The organism is Nonomuraea maheshkhaliensis (assembly GCF_039529435.1).
Taxonomy (GTDB): domain Bacteria; phylum Actinomycetota; class Actinomycetes; order Streptosporangiales; family Streptosporangiaceae; genus Nonomuraea; species Nonomuraea maheshkhaliensis.
Genome location: NZ_BAAAMU010000023.1, coordinates 14,486 through 29,996, shown reverse-complemented (window position 1 = coordinate 29,996; position 15,511 = coordinate 14,486). Strand labels below are relative to the sequence as shown.

Genomic DNA, 15,511 nt, shown 5'->3' with positions numbered 1-15,511 from the left:
CTGACGCCGCCCCGGCACGTCCGCCGGCGCGGCGTGCGAGCGGTCAGAGCGGTCAGAGCAGGCCGGCGCCCGCCAGCAGCTTGCCGATCCGGCCGATCTCGTCCTCGTTCAGCGGGATCTGCGGCAGCGCGGTGACCGGGCAGTCGATGACGCCGCGCAGGTGCAGCGCGGCCTTGAACGCGCCGAGCCCCGACGAACTGCCGCCCATGCGGGCGCCGCCGACGTGCACGATGCCGAACAGCCTGGCCAGGCGCTCCTGCTCCGCCCTGGCCGCCGGCCAGTCGCCGCGCGAGGCGCTGCGGTACAGCTCGGCGTAGCCGTGCGGGTCCACGTTCCCGAGCCCGGGCACGACGCCGTCGGCGCCCATCCACAGCGCGGAGTCGACGGTCACCTCGGACCCGGTGAGGACGCTGAAGGGCGGCCGGCGGCCCAGGATGACCGCGCGCAGGCCGCCGTCGTCGCCGCTGGAGTCCTTCACCCCGGCCAGTACACCTTCCGCGGCCAGTTCGAGCAGCAGGTCCGCGCTCAGTTTGGTGTGCACGGACACCGGCAGGTCGTAGGCGTAGAGCGGCAGCCCGGTCCGCGCGGCGAGGGTCCTGAAGTGGGTGCGGATCTCGTCGGGATGCGTACGCGTGTAGAACGGCGCGGTCGCCACCAGCCCGGCCGCCCCCGCCTCGATCGCGACCCTGGCGTGCTCCAGGACGCGCGGCGTGGTCATGTCGATCACCCCGGCCAGCACCGGCACCTGCCCGGCGACGTGCCCGATCACGGTGTCGAGCACCGTGCGCCGCTGCGCGTCCGTCAGGTACGCCACCTCCGACGAGGACCCCAGCACGAACAGCGCGTCCACCCCGCCCCCGACCAGGTGATCGACCAGCCGGACCATCGAGGCGACGTCCACCTCGTAATCGGGGGTCATGGGGGTGCAGACCGGGGGGATGACTCCGGCCAGTGTGGCGGATCGGGCGGCGGCAGAGGTCGTCATGCATGCTCCTGGATCAGTTCGAGGTCGGTGGCGCCGGCCGCCACCGGGTGATGGCAGTGGAAGAGGTGCTCGTCCTGGGCCCGCGCGGCCGGCCATTCGGCTGCGCAGACGTCGTCCGCCCGCCAGCACCGCGTACGGAACGGGCACCCGCTGGGCGGCCTGGTGGCCGAGGGCACGGCGCCCACCAGCGGGATCGGGTTGATCGGCGAGATCAGGCCCGGCGTGGCCGAGAACAGCGCCCGCGTGTAGGGGTGGCGCGCGCCCAGCGGGACCGCGGCGGCGGGGGTCTGCTCGACGATGCGGCCCAGGTACATGGTCACGACCCGGTCGCTCATCCTGCGTACGGTCTGGATGTCGTGCGAGACGAACACCAGGGCCAGGCCGAGCCGTTCCTTCAGGTCGAGCAGCAGGTTGAGGATCTGCGCGCGGACGGACACGTCGAGGGCGCTGGTCGGCTCGTCGGCCACGACCAGCTCGGGTTCGAGCGCCAGCGCCCTGGCCACGGCCACCCGCTGCCGCTGGCCGCCGGACAGCTGGCTGGGCAGCGCGTCGGCGGCGCTCGGCGGCAGGCCGACCAGGTCGAGCAGTTCGCGCACGCGGGCGTCGCGCTGGGCGGGCGTGCCGCGCCCGTGCACGTTGAGCGGGTCGCGCAGCACCTGACGGATCGGCAGCCGCCGGTTGAGCGCGGTGGACGGGTCCTGGAAGATCATCCCCACGCTTGACCCGATCAGCGCCCGCCGCTCGGACTCCTTCATCCCCCACAGCTCACGGCCACGGAAGGTGACGCTGCCCGAGACCGGCCGCTGCAGCCCGACCAGCACCTTGGCCAGCGTGGACTTGCCGCAGCCCGACTCCCCCACGATCCCGACCGTCTCGCCGGCGCCCAACGTGAGGCTGGCGCCGGTCAGCGCGTGCACGCGGTCGCGCGAGAACAGGCCGCCCGAGCGGGCCTTGTGCACGACGTGCACGTCCTTCAGCTCAAGCATGCTGCTCACTCCTCACTAGCTCCTGAGCCGGATGGTGACAGGCGACGCGATGCGTGTCGTCACCGTCCAGCACCGGGCTCTCGGTACGGCACACGTCGGTGGCCATCGGGCACCGGTCGGCGAACCGGCAGCCGGGCGGGAAGTCGGCCGGCGCCGGCACCACGCCGCGGATCTGGGTCAGCCGCTCGGCCCCCGACTCCAGCGACAGCACCGAGCCGAGCAGGCCGCGGGCGTAGTGGTGGGCGGGCGCCCCGACCAGGGCGGCGGTGACGCCGGTCTCGACGATCTGGCCGCCGTACATGACCACGACCCGGTCGGTCACGTCGGCGACCAGCGCGAGGTCGTGGGAGACGAGGATCAGCGCGAAGCCCAGCTCCTCCCGTAGCTTCAGCAGCAGCTCGATGACCTGTGCCTGGACGGTGACGTCGAGCGCGGTGGTGGGCTCATCGGCGACGATCAGCTTGGGGTCGCGCGAGAGCGCCATCGCGATCAGCACCCGCTGCCGCTGCCCGCCGGACAGCTCGTGCGGGTAGGAGGTCAGGGTGCGGCGGGCGTCGAGGCCGACGAGTTCGAGCAGCTCGGCGGGGGTGCGCCGGCCGCCGCGCCGGGTGAGCTGCTTGAGCTGGGCCTTGATGGTCATGGCCGGGTTGAGCGAGGAGAGGGCGTCCTGGTAGATCATCGCCATCTCGTGGCCGAGCAGCCGGCGGCGGACCCGTTTCGGCTCCGCCAGCAGCTCACGCCCGTCGAAGCGGATGTGGCCGCTGACGCGGGCGTCGCGGGGCTGCAGGCCCATCACGGTCAGCGCGGTCAGCGTCTTGCCGCAACCCGATTCGCCGACCAGGCCCAGCACCTCCCCCGGGCGTACCTCGAAGCCGATGCCGTCCACGATGTCGACGCCTTCCGCGAACCCGATCCGCAGCCGTTCGACGGCGAGGATCGGCGGGCCCTGCGGCAGCGGGCGGGCCCGCTCGGCGAGCCTGCGCGCGGCCTCGGCCAGTCCCGGCAGCTCGACGACCTCGCCGGAGCCGGGGGTGGCCCGCTCAAAGACGTCGTCCTTGCGGGCGACCGGCTTGCGCGCGGCCGGGGCGGCCCAGGCGTCGGAGATGCCCTCGGACAGGATGTTGAGCGCGAGCACGGTGACGAGGATCAGCAGGCCGGGGAAGACCGTGGCCCACCAGCCGCCGAGCAGCACCATGTTCTTGCCGTCGGCGATGACGCTGCCCCATGACGGGTTCGGCGGGCGTACGCCGGCGCCGATGAACGACAGCGACGCCTCGAACACGATCGCGTCGGCCACCATGACCGTGCAGAACACCAGCACCGGCGCGGCGCAGTTGATCGCGACGTGCTTGATGAGGATGTGCGGGGTGCGGGCGCCGATGATGCGCTCGGCGGCGACGTAGTCCTCGCCGTACTGGGCGATCACGTTGGCCCGCACGACCCTGGCCACGGACGGCATGTAGAGGAAGGCCATGGCCATGACCAGCACCGGGATGCTGCCGCCGAACACCGCCACGAGCACGGCCGCCAGGGCGATGCCGGGGAAGGCCATGACGACGTCGAGCAGGCGCATGACGGTCTCGTCCACGGCCCGGCGCGAGGTGGCCGCGACCGCGCCCACGATCGCGCCTGCGACCAGGGCGAGCCCGGTGGCGCCGAGGCCGATGATGAGCGACCAGCGGGCGCCGTACAGGAGTCTGGACAGGATGTCGCGGTTGGCGCTGTCGAGCCCCATCCAGTGCTGGGCGGAGGGGCCGCCGCCGGCGGCCTCCTGGAAGTACGGCGAGTGCGGCGCGATCCACGGCGCCAGCAGCGCCGCCAGCACGACCACGGCGACGATGCCGACCGCCACCCACGACAGCGGCCGCAGCCGGCGGAAGCCGACGCCCGGCCTGGACAGGCGCTCGGCCAGCCCCCCTCGCAGCTGGAACCGGTTCATGTGGCGCTCCTGAGGCGGGGGTTGACCAGCAGATACAGGACGTCGACGATCAGGTTGACGACCATGAAGCCGATCGCGATGGTCAGCACCACGCCCTGGACCACCGCCGGGTCACCGTCGCGGACCGCGTTGATCATGAGCTGGCCCATGCCGGGCAGCCCGTAGATCGTCTCGATCACCACGGTGCCGCCGATCAGGTAGCCGATGCGCAGGCCGAGCACGGTCAGCGGGTTGATCAGGGCGTTGCGCAGCACGTTCCGGCCGACGACCACGATCATCGGCAGCCCGCTGCCGATCGCGGTGCGGACGTAGTCGCGATCCAGCTCCTCCACCATCGACGTGCGGATGACGCGGATGAGCTGGGCGGCGATCGGCAGCGACAACGACAGGGCGGGCAGTGTCATCGACTGCAGCCACCCGGTCACCGAGTCGGACGGGTTGATGTAGCCGCCGGTCGGGAAGAGCCCCTCCCCGACGGCCAGCCACTGGATCATCAGCAACGCCAGCCAGAACGCCGGCGCCGCCACGCCGATCAGCGACACGACCCGGATCACCTGGTCGGGCCAGCGGTCGCGGAACAGCGCACCCGTCACGCCGAACGCCAGCGACAGCACCACGGCCACCACCAGGCCGAGCAGCGTGAGCTGCAGGGTCAGCGGCAGCGCGGTCATGACCGACTCGATGACCGGCTTCTTCGTCAGCACGCTGGTGCCCAGGTCACCCTGGGCCAGGTCGGCGACGAAACGCACGTAACGTACGGGCAGCGGGTCCAGCAGGCCGTTCTCCAGTTGGAACTGGTGGATCTGCTCGGGGGTCGGGTTCGCGCCCTGGAAGTAGGCGTACTCCGGCTTGCTGCTGGAGAAGCGCATGACGATGAACACGAACGCGATCACGCCGAGCACCAGCGGGATCAGGATGAGGAGCCGCCGCAGCAGCATCCGGGCGACGAGTGTCATGTCCTCTTGGCCTGCAGCAGGGTGATGCCGGGGTACGGCTGGGCGCGGACGCCGGACAACTTCTTCGGGTCGTAGGCGGTCATCAGCTCGTTGTGCACGACCGGGTAGAGGATGGCCTGCTCAGCCACGAAGTCCAGATATTTGTGGATCAGCTCGGTTCGCCGGCCCTTGTCCGTCTCCATGCCGGCCTCGTCCATCATCGCGAACAGCTTCTCGGCGTCCTTGGTGCCGTCCCAGTGGGCGTACTTCATCCACAGGCCGCCGGGCACGTAGTTGTAGTGCAGGATCAGGTCGGCGTCCATGCCGAACTGGTTGGGGTTGGAGGCCGCGGCGACGGCCTGGTAGTCCTGCATCTGGTCCATCTTCGTGAACAGCGCGGCCGTGTCCTGCGGCTCCAGCGTGGTCTTGACGCCGACGGCCTCCCAGGAGGCGGCGATCGTGGGCAGGCAGTCCACGATCCAGCTCACGTTCACCGCCATCAGGTTGATCGTCAGGCCGGTGACCCCCGCCTCCTTCAGCAGCGCCTTGGCCTTGTCCGGGTCGTAGTCGTAGACGACCGAGGCGCGCTTGTGGTCGGGGTGGCCCTCGTTGAGGAAGGAGCTGGAGGCCGTGCCGTGGCCCTTGAGCGCCACGTCGATCATCTTCTGCTTGTCGATGGCGTAGTGCAGGGCCTGGCGCACCCGGATGTCGTCGAACGGTTTGGTCGCGGTGTTGAACATCAGGAACATGTGGTTCATGCCCTTGCCGCCCTCGACCGTCAGGCCCTGCTGCTTGAGCTGGTCGACGTTGGCGTACGGGATGTTGTCGGCGATCTGCGCCTCGGCCGAGCCGCCGGAGATCTTGGCCACGCGGGCGGCGGCGTCCACGATCGTCAGCCAGTTCATCTTCTTGACCGTGGCCGGGCGCGGCCCGTTGTAGCCGTCGAACGCCTCGAACGCGGTGTTGGACTTCGGGTTGTGCGCCGCCAGCTTGTACGGCCCCGACCCCACCGCCTTGCCGCCCTTGGCCTGGTCCCAGGCTCCCGGCTGGCCGAACACGTGCTTCGGCATGATCTTGGCGATGGTCAGCCGCGGCGCCGCGTCCGGGAAGGCGAACTTGAACACCAGCTCCACGTTCTTGTCGTCCACCTTCTTCACCTCCTTCAGCCAGGTCCTGAAGAAGTTGCCGATGAGCACGTTCGCCTCGGGGTCGAGGACCCGCTCGAACGTGAAGACGACGTCGTCGGCGGTGACGGGCTGCCCGTCGTGCCACTTGGCGCCGTCCCTGAGGGTGAACGTCCACGTGGTCGCGTTCAGGTCGGACGGCAGCGCGGTGGCCAGTGCCGGGTACGGCTCGCGCGTGATCGGGTCGGTGTCGAGCAGGCCCTCGTAGATGTGGTTGATCCCGGCCATGGCGAAGGCCGAGGCCGTCTGGGTCGGGTCCCAGCTCTGGTCGTTGCCGTACCCGATGACGGCGGTGATGAGGTCCTTGTCGGATCCGGCGCCGACCGACCCGGTCGAGGCCGGGCCTCCTGAACAGGCGGAGAGCGTGGCCGCGATGAACGCCGCCGCCCCGCTCGCCCCGCTGTAACGCAGGAAGTCGCGGCGGCTGAACTCAGAGCTCACGGATGCCTCCAAGGGGGACGAATGTAGAACGTGGGACATCCCATGTCCTATGTTTTGCGTAAGGTGGACGCTAAACGCCGCACCTGCGTCAGGTCAACGGAAGATTTCCGGATTGTTACCTAGGATGAAAGGAACCTTCATGACCACAGTCCCGCGCCCGGCGCGTCCCAGCCGCGCCGTCGAGGCCCAGGAGGGCGTCAAGGATCTCATCGTGCGGCGCGGGCTGATCGCAGGTGACCCCCTGCCCACCGAGTCGGAGCTCATGGAGGAGCTCCACGTCAGCCGCAACTCGATCAGGGAGGCACTGAAGGCCCTCCAGGCGGTGGGCATCGTGGACATCCGTCACGGTTTCGGGATGTTCGTCGGCCGGATGTCCCTCACGGGCCTGGTGGACGAGCTGACCTTCCACAGCCGCATCACCCTCCAGAACGGCGCCAACCACCTGGCCCACCTGATCGACATCCGCGAGATCCTGGAGAGCGGCCTCGTGGTGCGGCTGATCGAGCTCGGCCCCGACGCCGACCTGACGCCGGTCGCCGAGGTCATGGCCAGGATGGAGAGCGAGGCGCGGGCCGGCCTGGTCTCCCCCGAGACCGACCGGCTCTTCCACGACCTGCTCTACCGCCCGCTGGGCAACCCTCTCGTCACCACGCTGCTGGGCGCGTTCTGGGACGTCTACTACCAGCTCCGCGACGCCTTAGGAGCGCCGGACGAGCCCCCGGCCGACGTGGCCAGGCGGCACGGCGACATCTACACCGCCGTGCTCGCGGGCGACCGCGACGCCGCCCGGGCCGCCGTGGAGGCGCACTTCCTGGGCGTACGCAACCGCGCGGCCCGGATCGAGGGGTGACCAACGACCGGCAGAGAATGCTCAGACGGGCCTGCGCTCCACCCAGCGGCACTCAGGCGGGCCAGCGCTCCACCCGCCGCCACCGCCCCCGCCACTCGCTGAACCACTTCGCGTACCACGGATGCGCTCCCGCCAGCGGCATGACGTACGCCACCGTCTCCATGTAGTAGCGCCGCTGGAACCGCCACGGCATCCGCTGCAGCTCCTGCACGTTGCTCACCCGATCCGACAGCTTGACCAGCACGGCCCCCTGCGGCGCCCGGACCAGCGAGGCGAGATAGTCGGCCTTCGCCCCGCCGCGGGGCCTGGTCACCCACCGCACGAGCGCCGCCACCTCAAGCCCGAACCTCCGCGCGATCTCCGCCTCGGTGCAGGACGTGTCCTCCAGCACGTCGTGCAGCACGATCGCGACCAGCACGTCCCGGTCGACCAGCCCGGCGCCCGACACCGCCACCTCCAGAGCCTCCAACAGATGCTCCAGGTACGGGCGCCCGGTGGGCCGCTGCTGCACCCCGTGCCGGCGCCCGGCGAACGTGACCGCCTCGCACAGGTCCCGCACCGTGGGCTCGGGCAGCGCCGCGCTCAGGGGGCCCTGCGCGTGTGCCCAGGACGGCCAGCTCGTGAAGATCTCCATCAGGCTCCTTCGTCTGCGATCGTGCCGCGAGCGTGTCCTAGGCTGAGAATATGGCCGAGATCGCCGTCCCCGACGGGTCATGGACGTTCGACGGGCAGCTGCTGCGCATCGTCCCCGGCAGCGGCAAGGACATCGACGAGCTGCGCAGGACCCTCGGCGAGGTGAGCGTGCCGCTGGAGGCCGTCGCCGCCGTGACGTTCGAGCCGGCCCGCAAGGGCGGCCACCTGCGGTTGCGGCTGCGCAAGGGCGCCGACGCGCTGTCCGACGTCGCCGCCGGCACGCTCACGCCGCCCGCCGACCCCTACCGGCTGGCCGTGCCGAAGAACCGCGTCGGGGCCGCCGAATACTTCGCCGACGAGATCCGCGACACCCTGCTCATCGAGCAGACGCCCGGCGGCCCCTGCGACCGCTACCTCTTACGCGTCCCCGACGTGCCCATCTCCGCCACGGCCGGCGACGGCACGGCGCTCTTCGACGGAGAGCGGGTGCGGCTGGAGTGGACCGGATGGGCCGCGTCCGAGAAGGAGAAGGCGGGGCCGCGCGAATACCCGCTGTCCGAGCTGACCGGCGTGGAGTGGAAGCCGCAGAGCGGCATGAGCTACGGCACGCTGCGCTTCCGGGTCAAGGGCGAGGGTCCGGTGCGGCAGCCGCAGAAGGATCTGCGGTGTGTGTCGTGGGGCATCCAGCGCGTCGGCGGCTCGACCGCGCTGGTCGCCGCCGCCGTGCTGGCCCGGCTGCCACGCGAGGCGCCCGAGCCGCCCGCGCCGCCGGTCGCCGACGACGTCCACGACGCGGTCCTGCGCCGGCTGACCGAGCTCGGCCGGCTGCACCAGTCCGGGGTGCTGACGGACGAGGAGTTCACGACGGCCAAACAGGCCATGATCCGCCGCCTCCAGGAGCCCTGACCCGCCCGTTGTGGGCCTCTCGTGGCAGTCTGGTCCCCTCACGAGCAGAACCGTGAGACCCGGATCCACCCCGAGGAGCGAACGACACCGTGACCTACGACGAGGAGAAGCTGCTGCGCCGCGCGATCGAGCTGGCCGCGCAGGCCAGGGCCGGCGGCAACCCGCCGTTCGGCTCGCTGCTGGCCGGCCCCGACGGCACCGTGCTGGCCGAGGAGCGCAACAGCTCGCTCACCGACCGCGACATCACCGCCCACCCCGAGCTGAAGCTGGCCCGCTGGGCCGCCCGCGAGCTCACCCCTGAGGTGGCGGCGGCCACCACGATGTTCACCAGTTGCCAGCCCTGCGGCATGTGCGCGGGCGCCATCGCCCGCTCAGGTCTCGGCCGCGTGGTGTTCGCGCTGTCCGGCGAGCAGCTCGACGGCCTCAAGCCGCCCGGCACCGGCTTCACCGACGCCCCGGCGGAGGGCCCGGCCCTGTACGACGAGGCCCGCATCCCGGTCGAGGGCTACTACAGCGAATAATCGATTTCCCCCAGGCGACTCTCCGCGTACCATCGACTACGGAAAGTGATCGTCGATCTCTGGTCCAGGAGGGGCAATGTCCAAGGGAATGCGCATCACGGCGGCCGTGGCCGGGTCCGTCGCACTGCTGTCGGCGGGGCTCACCGCACCCGCCACAGCGGCGGCGGCCACGGTGCTGCACTGCGACACCTTCGTCCACCACAACGACAACTACGTCGGCATCGCGATGTGCTCCAACCCCACCGGCCAGACCTGGAGGTTCCGGGCCGTCGTCACCTGCGGCTGGGCGCCGGACGTCGTCGGCGAGTGGGTGACGCTGCGGCCACGTGACTCAGGGCAGTCACAGGGCGCCTGCGGCCGGCTCGGCACCGGCGTCGGGGCCGTCGGCGTCGACGAGCGCCTCGTCTGAAGTACGGGAAACGACAACGGGCACTGTCCAGAACGTGGACAGTGCCCGATGACGATGCCTGGTGCGCCGCCAGGGACTCGAACCCCGGACCCGCTGATTAAGAGTCAGCTGCTCTGACCAACTGAGCTAGCGGCGCAACAAGGGAAACTCTATCAGCCGCCAGACAGTGCCCGCACCGCGTCAGCCCGATCGCTGGGCTCGCGCGAACGAGCGTCAGCCCAGGCGCACCGCCAGCTTCTCGTACGCCCCCACCACCAGGTCCCAGAACGCCGGCACGTCCACGGCGGTCGCCACCAGCGCGTTGGCCGTCCGGTCCCCGACCTTGAAGTCGGTCACGGTCATGCCCCTGGTGAACTGCCCCGCGGTCTCCACGTTCACCACCGCAGGCACGCACGTGAACAGGGACGGATCCACCACGTACGCCACCGCGCACGCGTCGTGGACGGCCGGCCCGCTCACCTCGGCGACGACCCCGTAGGACCGCGCCGCGGGCACGAGCAGCTCGGACAGCCGGCCGAGCGGCCGCATGCGGTCCAGCACGGCCGAGGTCACCGCCGCCGTCAGCGTCACGTCGAGCCCCAGCATGGTGACCGTCCACCCGGCCTCGAACACGATCGCGGCGGCCTCGGGGTCGGCCAGCATGTTGAACTCGGCCGCCGGGTTGTGGTTGCCACGGGTGTAGGAGCCGCCCATGATCACCAGGTCACGGGCCCATTCGACGACGCGGGGCTCACGGCGTACGGCGAGGGCGAGGTTGGTCAGCGGGCCGACTGCCACCAGCGTGATCTCACCGGGGGCGGCCCGCAGCGTCTCCACGAGGTAGTCGACCGCGTGCCCTTCAGCCGGGCCCCGCTCAGGAGCGGGCAGCACCACGTCGCCGAGCCCCGTGGCTCCGTGGACATGGGTGGCCCTGACCGTGTGCCGCAGCAGCGCGCCCGCGCTGCCCGGCGTCACCGGCACCTCGCCCAGCCGCAGGAACTCGCGCAGCGCCAGCGCGTTCGCGGTGGTCAGCTCCAGGTCGACGTTGCCGCCCACTGTGGTCACGCCGACGAGGTCGAGGGAGTCGGAGCATCCGGCCGCCAAGGCGAGGGCGAGCGCGTCATCGATGCCGGGGTCGCAGTCAATAACTATCTTCTTCACATGACCGGAGGATACGCATGGATCGGGCCGGGCAGTTCCCCCAAAGCTGCCCGGCCCGATCGGCGGCGGTCCAGGCCGGCGCTTTCCCCCAAAAGCGCCGACGGGCCCGCACTCGCGAACCGCGGTCCCCCTCCGCGTCCGCTTCGGTGAAGGTCTCTGGGCCAGTCGCAGTGCTCCTGACCTGCTACAACGCTACCGAGACGAATGCAACGGTCGCGTCATAACGGGGTCGAATATCTGTTTAATCCGCCTACGGAAGCTCCAATCGAACCTCCGTGCCCTCTTCCAGCGACCTGCTCACCGTGCAGTACTTCTCGTGCACCCGCGCGGCCACCGCCCGGAACACCTCGTCGGCCTCCTCCGACGGCAGCTCGACGTCGTAGGTGACGGTGACCGTGCCCAGCCGGTTCGGCTCGACCTTCTCCGCGCCGACCGTCATGGCCAGCCGCACCAGCCGATGCCCTCGTTTGGCGGTCAGCGGCTCGACGGTCACGATGTTGCACCCGCCCACCGCCGCCAGCAGCAGCTCGACCGGGGTGAACACCCCTTCCTGGTCGCCGCCACCGATCGCCACCTCGGCGCCTCGGGCGTTCGTAGCCCGGAATCCGCCCTCTTCAGTCCGCTCGACACGCACGTTAGCCATGTTTCAGACCCTACTCAGAATGCTTTCATGTTCGTTCAGCAAGGTAAAAGCATGGCTAGCGAGGCGAATGCTCATCAGGGTCCGATCCTCTTCTGGTCCGGGGTCGCGGTCGCCGAGTTCGGCGCGATCCAGCCGGGTTTCGGCTATCCGCAGACTCCGGCCGCCTACGCGGCCGTGGCGCTCGTCGTGGCGCTCGGCTGGCTCAGCGTCAAAGCGGCCGACCTCCTGCGTACGGAGGAGGCCGGGCAACGACTGCGGCTCGCGAGTTACCTGGCGGGCGCGCTGCTGGTGGCACACCAGTTCAGCTCGACCGCCTCGATGAACAGCCCGTTCCGGGCAGGCGCGCTCGTGCTGTACACGCTGGCCGCCGTGATGGCCGTACGCAGCCACCGCGCCCCTGTCACCGGGCGGCCGGTCCTGCTGATCGCCACCGGGCTCGACCCGCGCGCGTTGCGTGAGCGCCTGGTCCCGCAGGCCGGGGCCACGTCGGACATCGTGGCGGTCTACCGCGCCGATCGCGCCACCGCCGAGCTGCGCGAGCTGGAGTCCCGCTTCGGCCTCATCCTCGTCGTGGGCGACGAGCACGACCCCGCGGTCAAGGAACGGGTGAGCGCCTCCGGGCTGCGCCGGCAGATCCCCGACATCGCCGAGCGCGAAGTGGTGGTGGCCGGGCCGCGGCAGTTCAAGCGGTACGTGGCCGGGGCGTTGTCACGCCTCGCCATCCCGAAGTCACAGATTCATTTCGAAATTGGCCACCGGGTTTAGGCCCACCATACGGCCGGTCTGAGAGCGTGGACGCCGGACAAGGAGGCACGATGACGATCTCTCATGACGCCGGGTCCACGACGACCGCGTCCATAGCGAGTTCCGACGTCGCGGAGCCCGCGACGGTCTTCCCCGGCAGCGCCCGGGTGGAAATGGTCATGGGTATGCCGGTCAGCGTCGACATCCGCACGGCCCTGCCGGCCCGCGAGCTGATCCCCCTCCTCGACGACGCGTTCGCCTGGCTGCGCTGGGTGGACGACACCTTCAGCCCGGTCAAGGAGGACAGCCAGATCGGCCGGCTCAACAGCGGCCGCACCATCAGGCAGATTCCGGAGCTGGTCGAGGTCCTGCACCGCTGCGACGAGCTCAGCAAGGCCACCGAGGGCTACTTCGAGGCCCGCATCAACGGCGTGATCGACCCGTCCGGCTACATCAAGGGCTGGGCTATCGAACGCCTTTCCCGCGCCCTGTCCAACGCCGGCGCCGGCGACCACCACATCAGCGCGGGCAACGACATCAGGGTGCGCGGCTCGGCCGCCCCCGGCGTGCGCTGGCGCGTCGGCGTGCGCGACCCGCGCGACGGCGTCGTCCGCAAGGTCGTCTGCGCCCACGACCTCGGCATCGCCACCTCGGGCGGCGCGCCGGTGGTCAACCCGCGCACCGGCGAGGTCCAGGACGGGCTCGGCGCGGTCACGGTCATCGGCCCCGATCTCGGCCTGGCCGACGCCTACGCCACGGCCATCTTCGCCATGGGGCCCATGCCAGGCCGCCGTTTCGCCGCCGACCTGGCCCGCTCGGGGCCGTACGAAACGATGATCGTCCTTCCGGACGGGCAGGAGGTGACGACGCCCGGCTTCGCCGACCACGGCGGCGCACAATCCCGCCTGGCCGGCTGACCACCCGCGCGTACGCCACCGGGGATCACGGGACGCGGGAGAGTCAAGCGTCAGGATGCTTGCGCAGATAGTCGATGTAGATCGGCCGCAGCGCCTCGCCCAGCTTGCCCTCGCCGGCCGCGAGCGCGTCGCTCAGCAGTGCCGAGACCTTGCTGAGGTCGTTGGCGCTCTCGTTGGGGTGACCGCTGGCGGCCTCGGCGGCCGGGATCACCTTCAGCAGCTCCCACAGAAACCCCAGGTCCCCGTGGCGTACGGCGTAGCGCACCGCCCGATCGTGCAACTCGGCGGCCGGCATCGTCTCAAGCCCGTTGGCGTCCATCTCACTCCTCCCCCTGCAGCCTCTTCCCCGATGGACCCACCATAACCAGCGACTACGCACGGTAACCGATGGGCATCGTAGTGACGGCACCCCTATCGGGCGGCGATCTCCAGTGGGAGGATCATTCAGCGTGAGATTCATCATCAGAACCATCGCAGCGGCAGTGGCCCTGTGGGTGGCCATCCAGTTCATCGACGGCATCGACGTCAACGCCCCCACCAACACGGCCAGATACTGGGGCGTCCTGCTGCTCGTGGCCTTGATCTTCGGCCTCATCAACGCGATCGTCAAGCCCATCGTGAAGGCGCTCGGCTGCGCGATCATCGTCTTGACGCTGGGCCTGTTCCTGCTCGTCATCAACGCGGCCATGCTGCTGCTGACGAGCTGGATCGCGGGCGAGCTCGACATCCCCTTCCACGTCGACAACTTCTATCCGGCCGCGTTCTGGGGCGCGATCATCATCAGCGTCGTCAGCTGGCTGCTCGGCCTGTTCATCCCCGACAACGACTGATCCTCCAGTGGAGCTCGACGGCGCCGGCCTGACCTGCGCGAAGGTCCACCAGGCCGGATACGACGGCGCCCGGGTCACGATCGCCTCCCTCGATCGGGCCCGGGCCGCGTGGGCCGTCGCGCAGGGGCTGACCGGCCCGGTGTACGGCAGGAGCACCGGGGTGGGCGCCAACAGGGACGTGGTGATGGAGGGCGCGGGGCTCGACCTGCTGCGCAGCCACGTGTGCGGGGCCGGCCCGCCGATCGAGCCGGCCAGGGCCAGGGCGATGCTCGTGGTCCGGCTCAACCAGTTGCTCGCGGGCGGCTCCGGCGTGGACCCGGCGGTCTGCCGGTCGCTGGCGTACGCGATCAACCACGGCTACACCCCGCCGCTGCGTACGTACGGCGCCATCGGCACCGGCGACCTCACCGCCCTGGCCACCACGGCCCTGTGCCTCCACGGCGAACTCCCCTGGCACCACGAACCCCCGGCCCCCACCACCCCGCCCGAGCCTGTCCATCCCGGCGGGCCCTCCGGAGAGCCCGGCCGGCCCGGCGAGGCGCGGCATCACACGCCTGGCCGGCCCGGCGAGGCGGGGCATCAGACGCCCTCCGAGCCGCCGCACCATGCCTTCGCCTCCGGTGACGCGCTGCCGTTCATCAGCTCGGGGGCCGCGACGCTCGCCGACGCGGCCATCGCCTGCCACCGGCTGCGCCGGCTCCTCGACGCCGCCATCGACGTGGCCGCGCTGTCGTTCACCGCCGTGGACGCCTCCGCCGAGCCGCTGGCCGCCGTCGTCCAGGAGGCCCGCCCGCATCCCGGTCAGGCCGTCGTGGCCGCACGGCTGCGCGGGCTGCTCGCCCACGAGCCGACCACGCGCGTCCAGGACCCGTACGGCTACCGCGCCTTCGCCCAGGTGCACGGCGCGGCCATGGACGCGCTCGACCGCGCCACCACCACGGTGGAGATCGACCTCAACGCCTCCACCGAGAACCCGCTCTTCGCCGAGGGCCTGGCCTGGCACAACGGCAACTTCCACGCCGCTCCCGTGGCGCTGGCCCTGGACGCGCTGCGGGCCGCGCTCGTGCAGACGGCCCAGCTCAGCACGGCCCGCCTGGCGACCCTCATGGACCCCGCCTACACCGGCCACCTGCCGTTCCTCGCCGACCGCCCGGGGGCCTCGGGGGTGCTGATCCTGGAGTACGTGGCCCAGGACGCCCTGGCCGAGCTGCGTCACCTGGCGAACCCGGTGACGACGGGCACCGCGGTGATCTCGCGTAGCGCGGAGGACCACGCCGGTTTCGCCACGCAGGCCGCCCGGCACGCGCTGCGCTGCCTGGAGCCGCTGGAGATCGTGCTGGCCTGCGAGCGTACGGCCGCCACCCGCGCCCTGCACGCCTCGGCCCCCGACCGCCCCCTCACCGCCGACCTGGAGACCTCCCGCCAGTCCCTGACCCGCCACCTCTGAC

Annotated in this window: 17 protein-coding genes and 1 tRNA gene; 8 read left to right on the top strand and 10 right to left on the bottom strand. The window is 70.9% G+C overall.

What is annotated here, in order from left to right; genetic code table 11:
• Positions 1–52: 52 nt before the first annotated feature.
• Genes ABFX54_RS17830 through ABFX54_RS17810 form a run of 5 tightly spaced genes read right to left on the bottom strand, consistent with a single transcriptional unit; the run spans position 53 to position 6,470 of the window.
• Positions 53–985 (bottom strand): dihydrodipicolinate synthase family protein, encoded by a 933-nt coding sequence (locus tag ABFX54_RS17830; protein ID WP_346106125.1) that lies wholly within the window; start codon positions 983–985, stop codon positions 53–55.
• Complete coding sequence (locus tag ABFX54_RS17825; protein WP_346106123.1) at positions 982–1,971, bottom strand: ABC transporter ATP-binding protein; 990 nt, start codon at positions 1,969–1,971, stop codon at positions 982–984. Before ABFX54_RS17825 ends, ABFX54_RS17830 begins: the two co-directional genes overlap by 4 nt.
• Positions 1,964–3,910, bottom strand: a complete 1,947-nt coding sequence (locus ABFX54_RS17820; RefSeq protein WP_346106121.1) for a dipeptide/oligopeptide/nickel ABC transporter permease/ATP-binding protein — start codon at positions 3,908–3,910, stop codon at positions 1,964–1,966. Before ABFX54_RS17820 ends, ABFX54_RS17825 begins: the two co-directional genes overlap by 8 nt.
• Positions 3,907–4,866 (bottom strand): ABC transporter permease, encoded by a 960-nt coding sequence (locus ABFX54_RS17815; protein WP_346106119.1) that lies wholly within the window; start codon positions 4,864–4,866, stop codon positions 3,907–3,909. Before ABFX54_RS17815 ends, ABFX54_RS17820 begins: the two co-directional genes overlap by 4 nt.
• Positions 4,863–6,470 (bottom strand): ABC transporter substrate-binding protein, encoded by a 1,608-nt coding sequence (locus ABFX54_RS17810; protein ID WP_346106117.1) that lies wholly within the window; start codon positions 6,468–6,470, stop codon positions 4,863–4,865. Before ABFX54_RS17810 ends, ABFX54_RS17815 begins: the two co-directional genes overlap by 4 nt.
• A 139-nt stretch (positions 6,471–6,609) precedes the next feature.
• Here ABFX54_RS17810 and ABFX54_RS17805 point away from each other — a divergent pair, with 139 nt between their 5' ends.
• Complete coding sequence (locus ABFX54_RS17805) at positions 6,610–7,320, top strand: FadR/GntR family transcriptional regulator (protein WP_346106116.1); 711 nt, start codon at positions 6,610–6,612, stop codon at positions 7,318–7,320.
• 52 nt (positions 7,321–7,372) lie between these two features.
• On the opposite strand, the gene ABFX54_RS17800 is transcribed toward ABFX54_RS17805, so the two are convergent.
• Entirely contained in the window at positions 7,373–7,954 is a 582-nt protein-coding gene (locus ABFX54_RS17800) for an HD domain-containing protein (RefSeq protein WP_346106115.1), read from the bottom strand.
• Between the two features lie 50 nt (positions 7,955–8,004).
• Here ABFX54_RS17800 and ABFX54_RS17795 point away from each other — a divergent pair, with 50 nt between their 5' ends.
• The 3 genes from ABFX54_RS17795 to ABFX54_RS17785 all read left to right on the top strand — a co-directional run bounded on the left by ABFX54_RS17795 (position 8,005) and on the right by ABFX54_RS17785 (position 9,789).
• Complete coding sequence (locus ABFX54_RS17795; RefSeq protein ID WP_346106113.1) at positions 8,005–8,859, top strand: DUF4429 domain-containing protein; 855 nt, start codon at positions 8,005–8,007, stop codon at positions 8,857–8,859.
• Between the two features lie 89 nt (positions 8,860–8,948).
• Positions 8,949–9,380, top strand: coding sequence for a nucleoside deaminase (locus tag ABFX54_RS17790; protein WP_346106112.1), 432 nt, complete (start codon positions 8,949–8,951; stop codon positions 9,378–9,380).
• A gap of 76 nt (positions 9,381–9,456) precedes the next feature.
• Positions 9,457–9,789, top strand: coding sequence for a hypothetical protein (locus tag ABFX54_RS17785; RefSeq protein WP_346106110.1), 333 nt, complete (start codon positions 9,457–9,459; stop codon positions 9,787–9,789).
• 59 nt (positions 9,790–9,848) lie between these two features.
• Here ABFX54_RS17785 and ABFX54_RS17780 read toward each other — a convergent pair.
• From ABFX54_RS17780 to ABFX54_RS17770, 3 genes are all read right to left on the bottom strand, one after another.
• Positions 9,849–9,925: transfer RNA gene (locus ABFX54_RS17780), tRNA-Lys, on the bottom strand.
• A gap of 77 nt (positions 9,926–10,002) precedes the next feature.
• A complete protein-coding gene (locus tag ABFX54_RS17775; RefSeq protein WP_346106108.1) occupies positions 10,003–10,929 on the bottom strand; it encodes a nucleoside hydrolase in 927 nt (308 codons plus the stop codon).
• Positions 10,930–11,179: 250 nt separating this feature from the next.
• Complete coding sequence (locus ABFX54_RS17770) at positions 11,180–11,572, bottom strand: OsmC family protein (RefSeq protein ID WP_346106106.1); 393 nt, start codon at positions 11,570–11,572, stop codon at positions 11,180–11,182.
• A gap of 51 nt (positions 11,573–11,623) precedes the next feature.
• Between ABFX54_RS17770 and ABFX54_RS17765 the strand changes: the two genes are divergently transcribed.
• Together ABFX54_RS17765 and ABFX54_RS17760 are read left to right on the top strand one after the other, a co-directional pair.
• Complete coding sequence (locus ABFX54_RS17765; protein WP_346106104.1) at positions 11,624–12,337, top strand: hypothetical protein; 714 nt, start codon at positions 11,624–11,626, stop codon at positions 12,335–12,337.
• A gap of 50 nt (positions 12,338–12,387) precedes the next feature.
• On the top strand, positions 12,388–13,233 hold the full coding sequence (locus ABFX54_RS17760) for an FAD:protein FMN transferase (protein WP_346106102.1): 846 nt from the start codon (positions 12,388–12,390) through the stop codon (positions 13,231–13,233).
• Between the two features lie 43 nt (positions 13,234–13,276).
• Here the strand turns inward: ABFX54_RS17760 and ABFX54_RS17755 are convergent, their stop codons facing one another.
• On the bottom strand, positions 13,277–13,552 hold the full coding sequence (locus tag ABFX54_RS17755; protein WP_346106100.1) for a hypothetical protein: 276 nt from the start codon (positions 13,550–13,552) through the stop codon (positions 13,277–13,279).
• A gap of 130 nt (positions 13,553–13,682) precedes the next feature.
• On the opposite strand from ABFX54_RS17755, the gene ABFX54_RS17750 reads away from it, so the two are divergent.
• Entirely contained in the window at positions 13,683–14,063 is a 381-nt protein-coding gene (locus ABFX54_RS17750; protein ID WP_346106098.1) for a phage holin family protein, read from the top strand.
• A 7-nt stretch (positions 14,064–14,070) separates the two neighbouring features.
• Positions 14,071–15,510, top strand: a complete 1,440-nt coding sequence (locus ABFX54_RS17745; protein ID WP_346106096.1) for an aromatic amino acid lyase — start codon at positions 14,071–14,073, stop codon at positions 15,508–15,510.
• The last annotated feature ends 1 nt before the right edge of the window (position 15,511 follow it).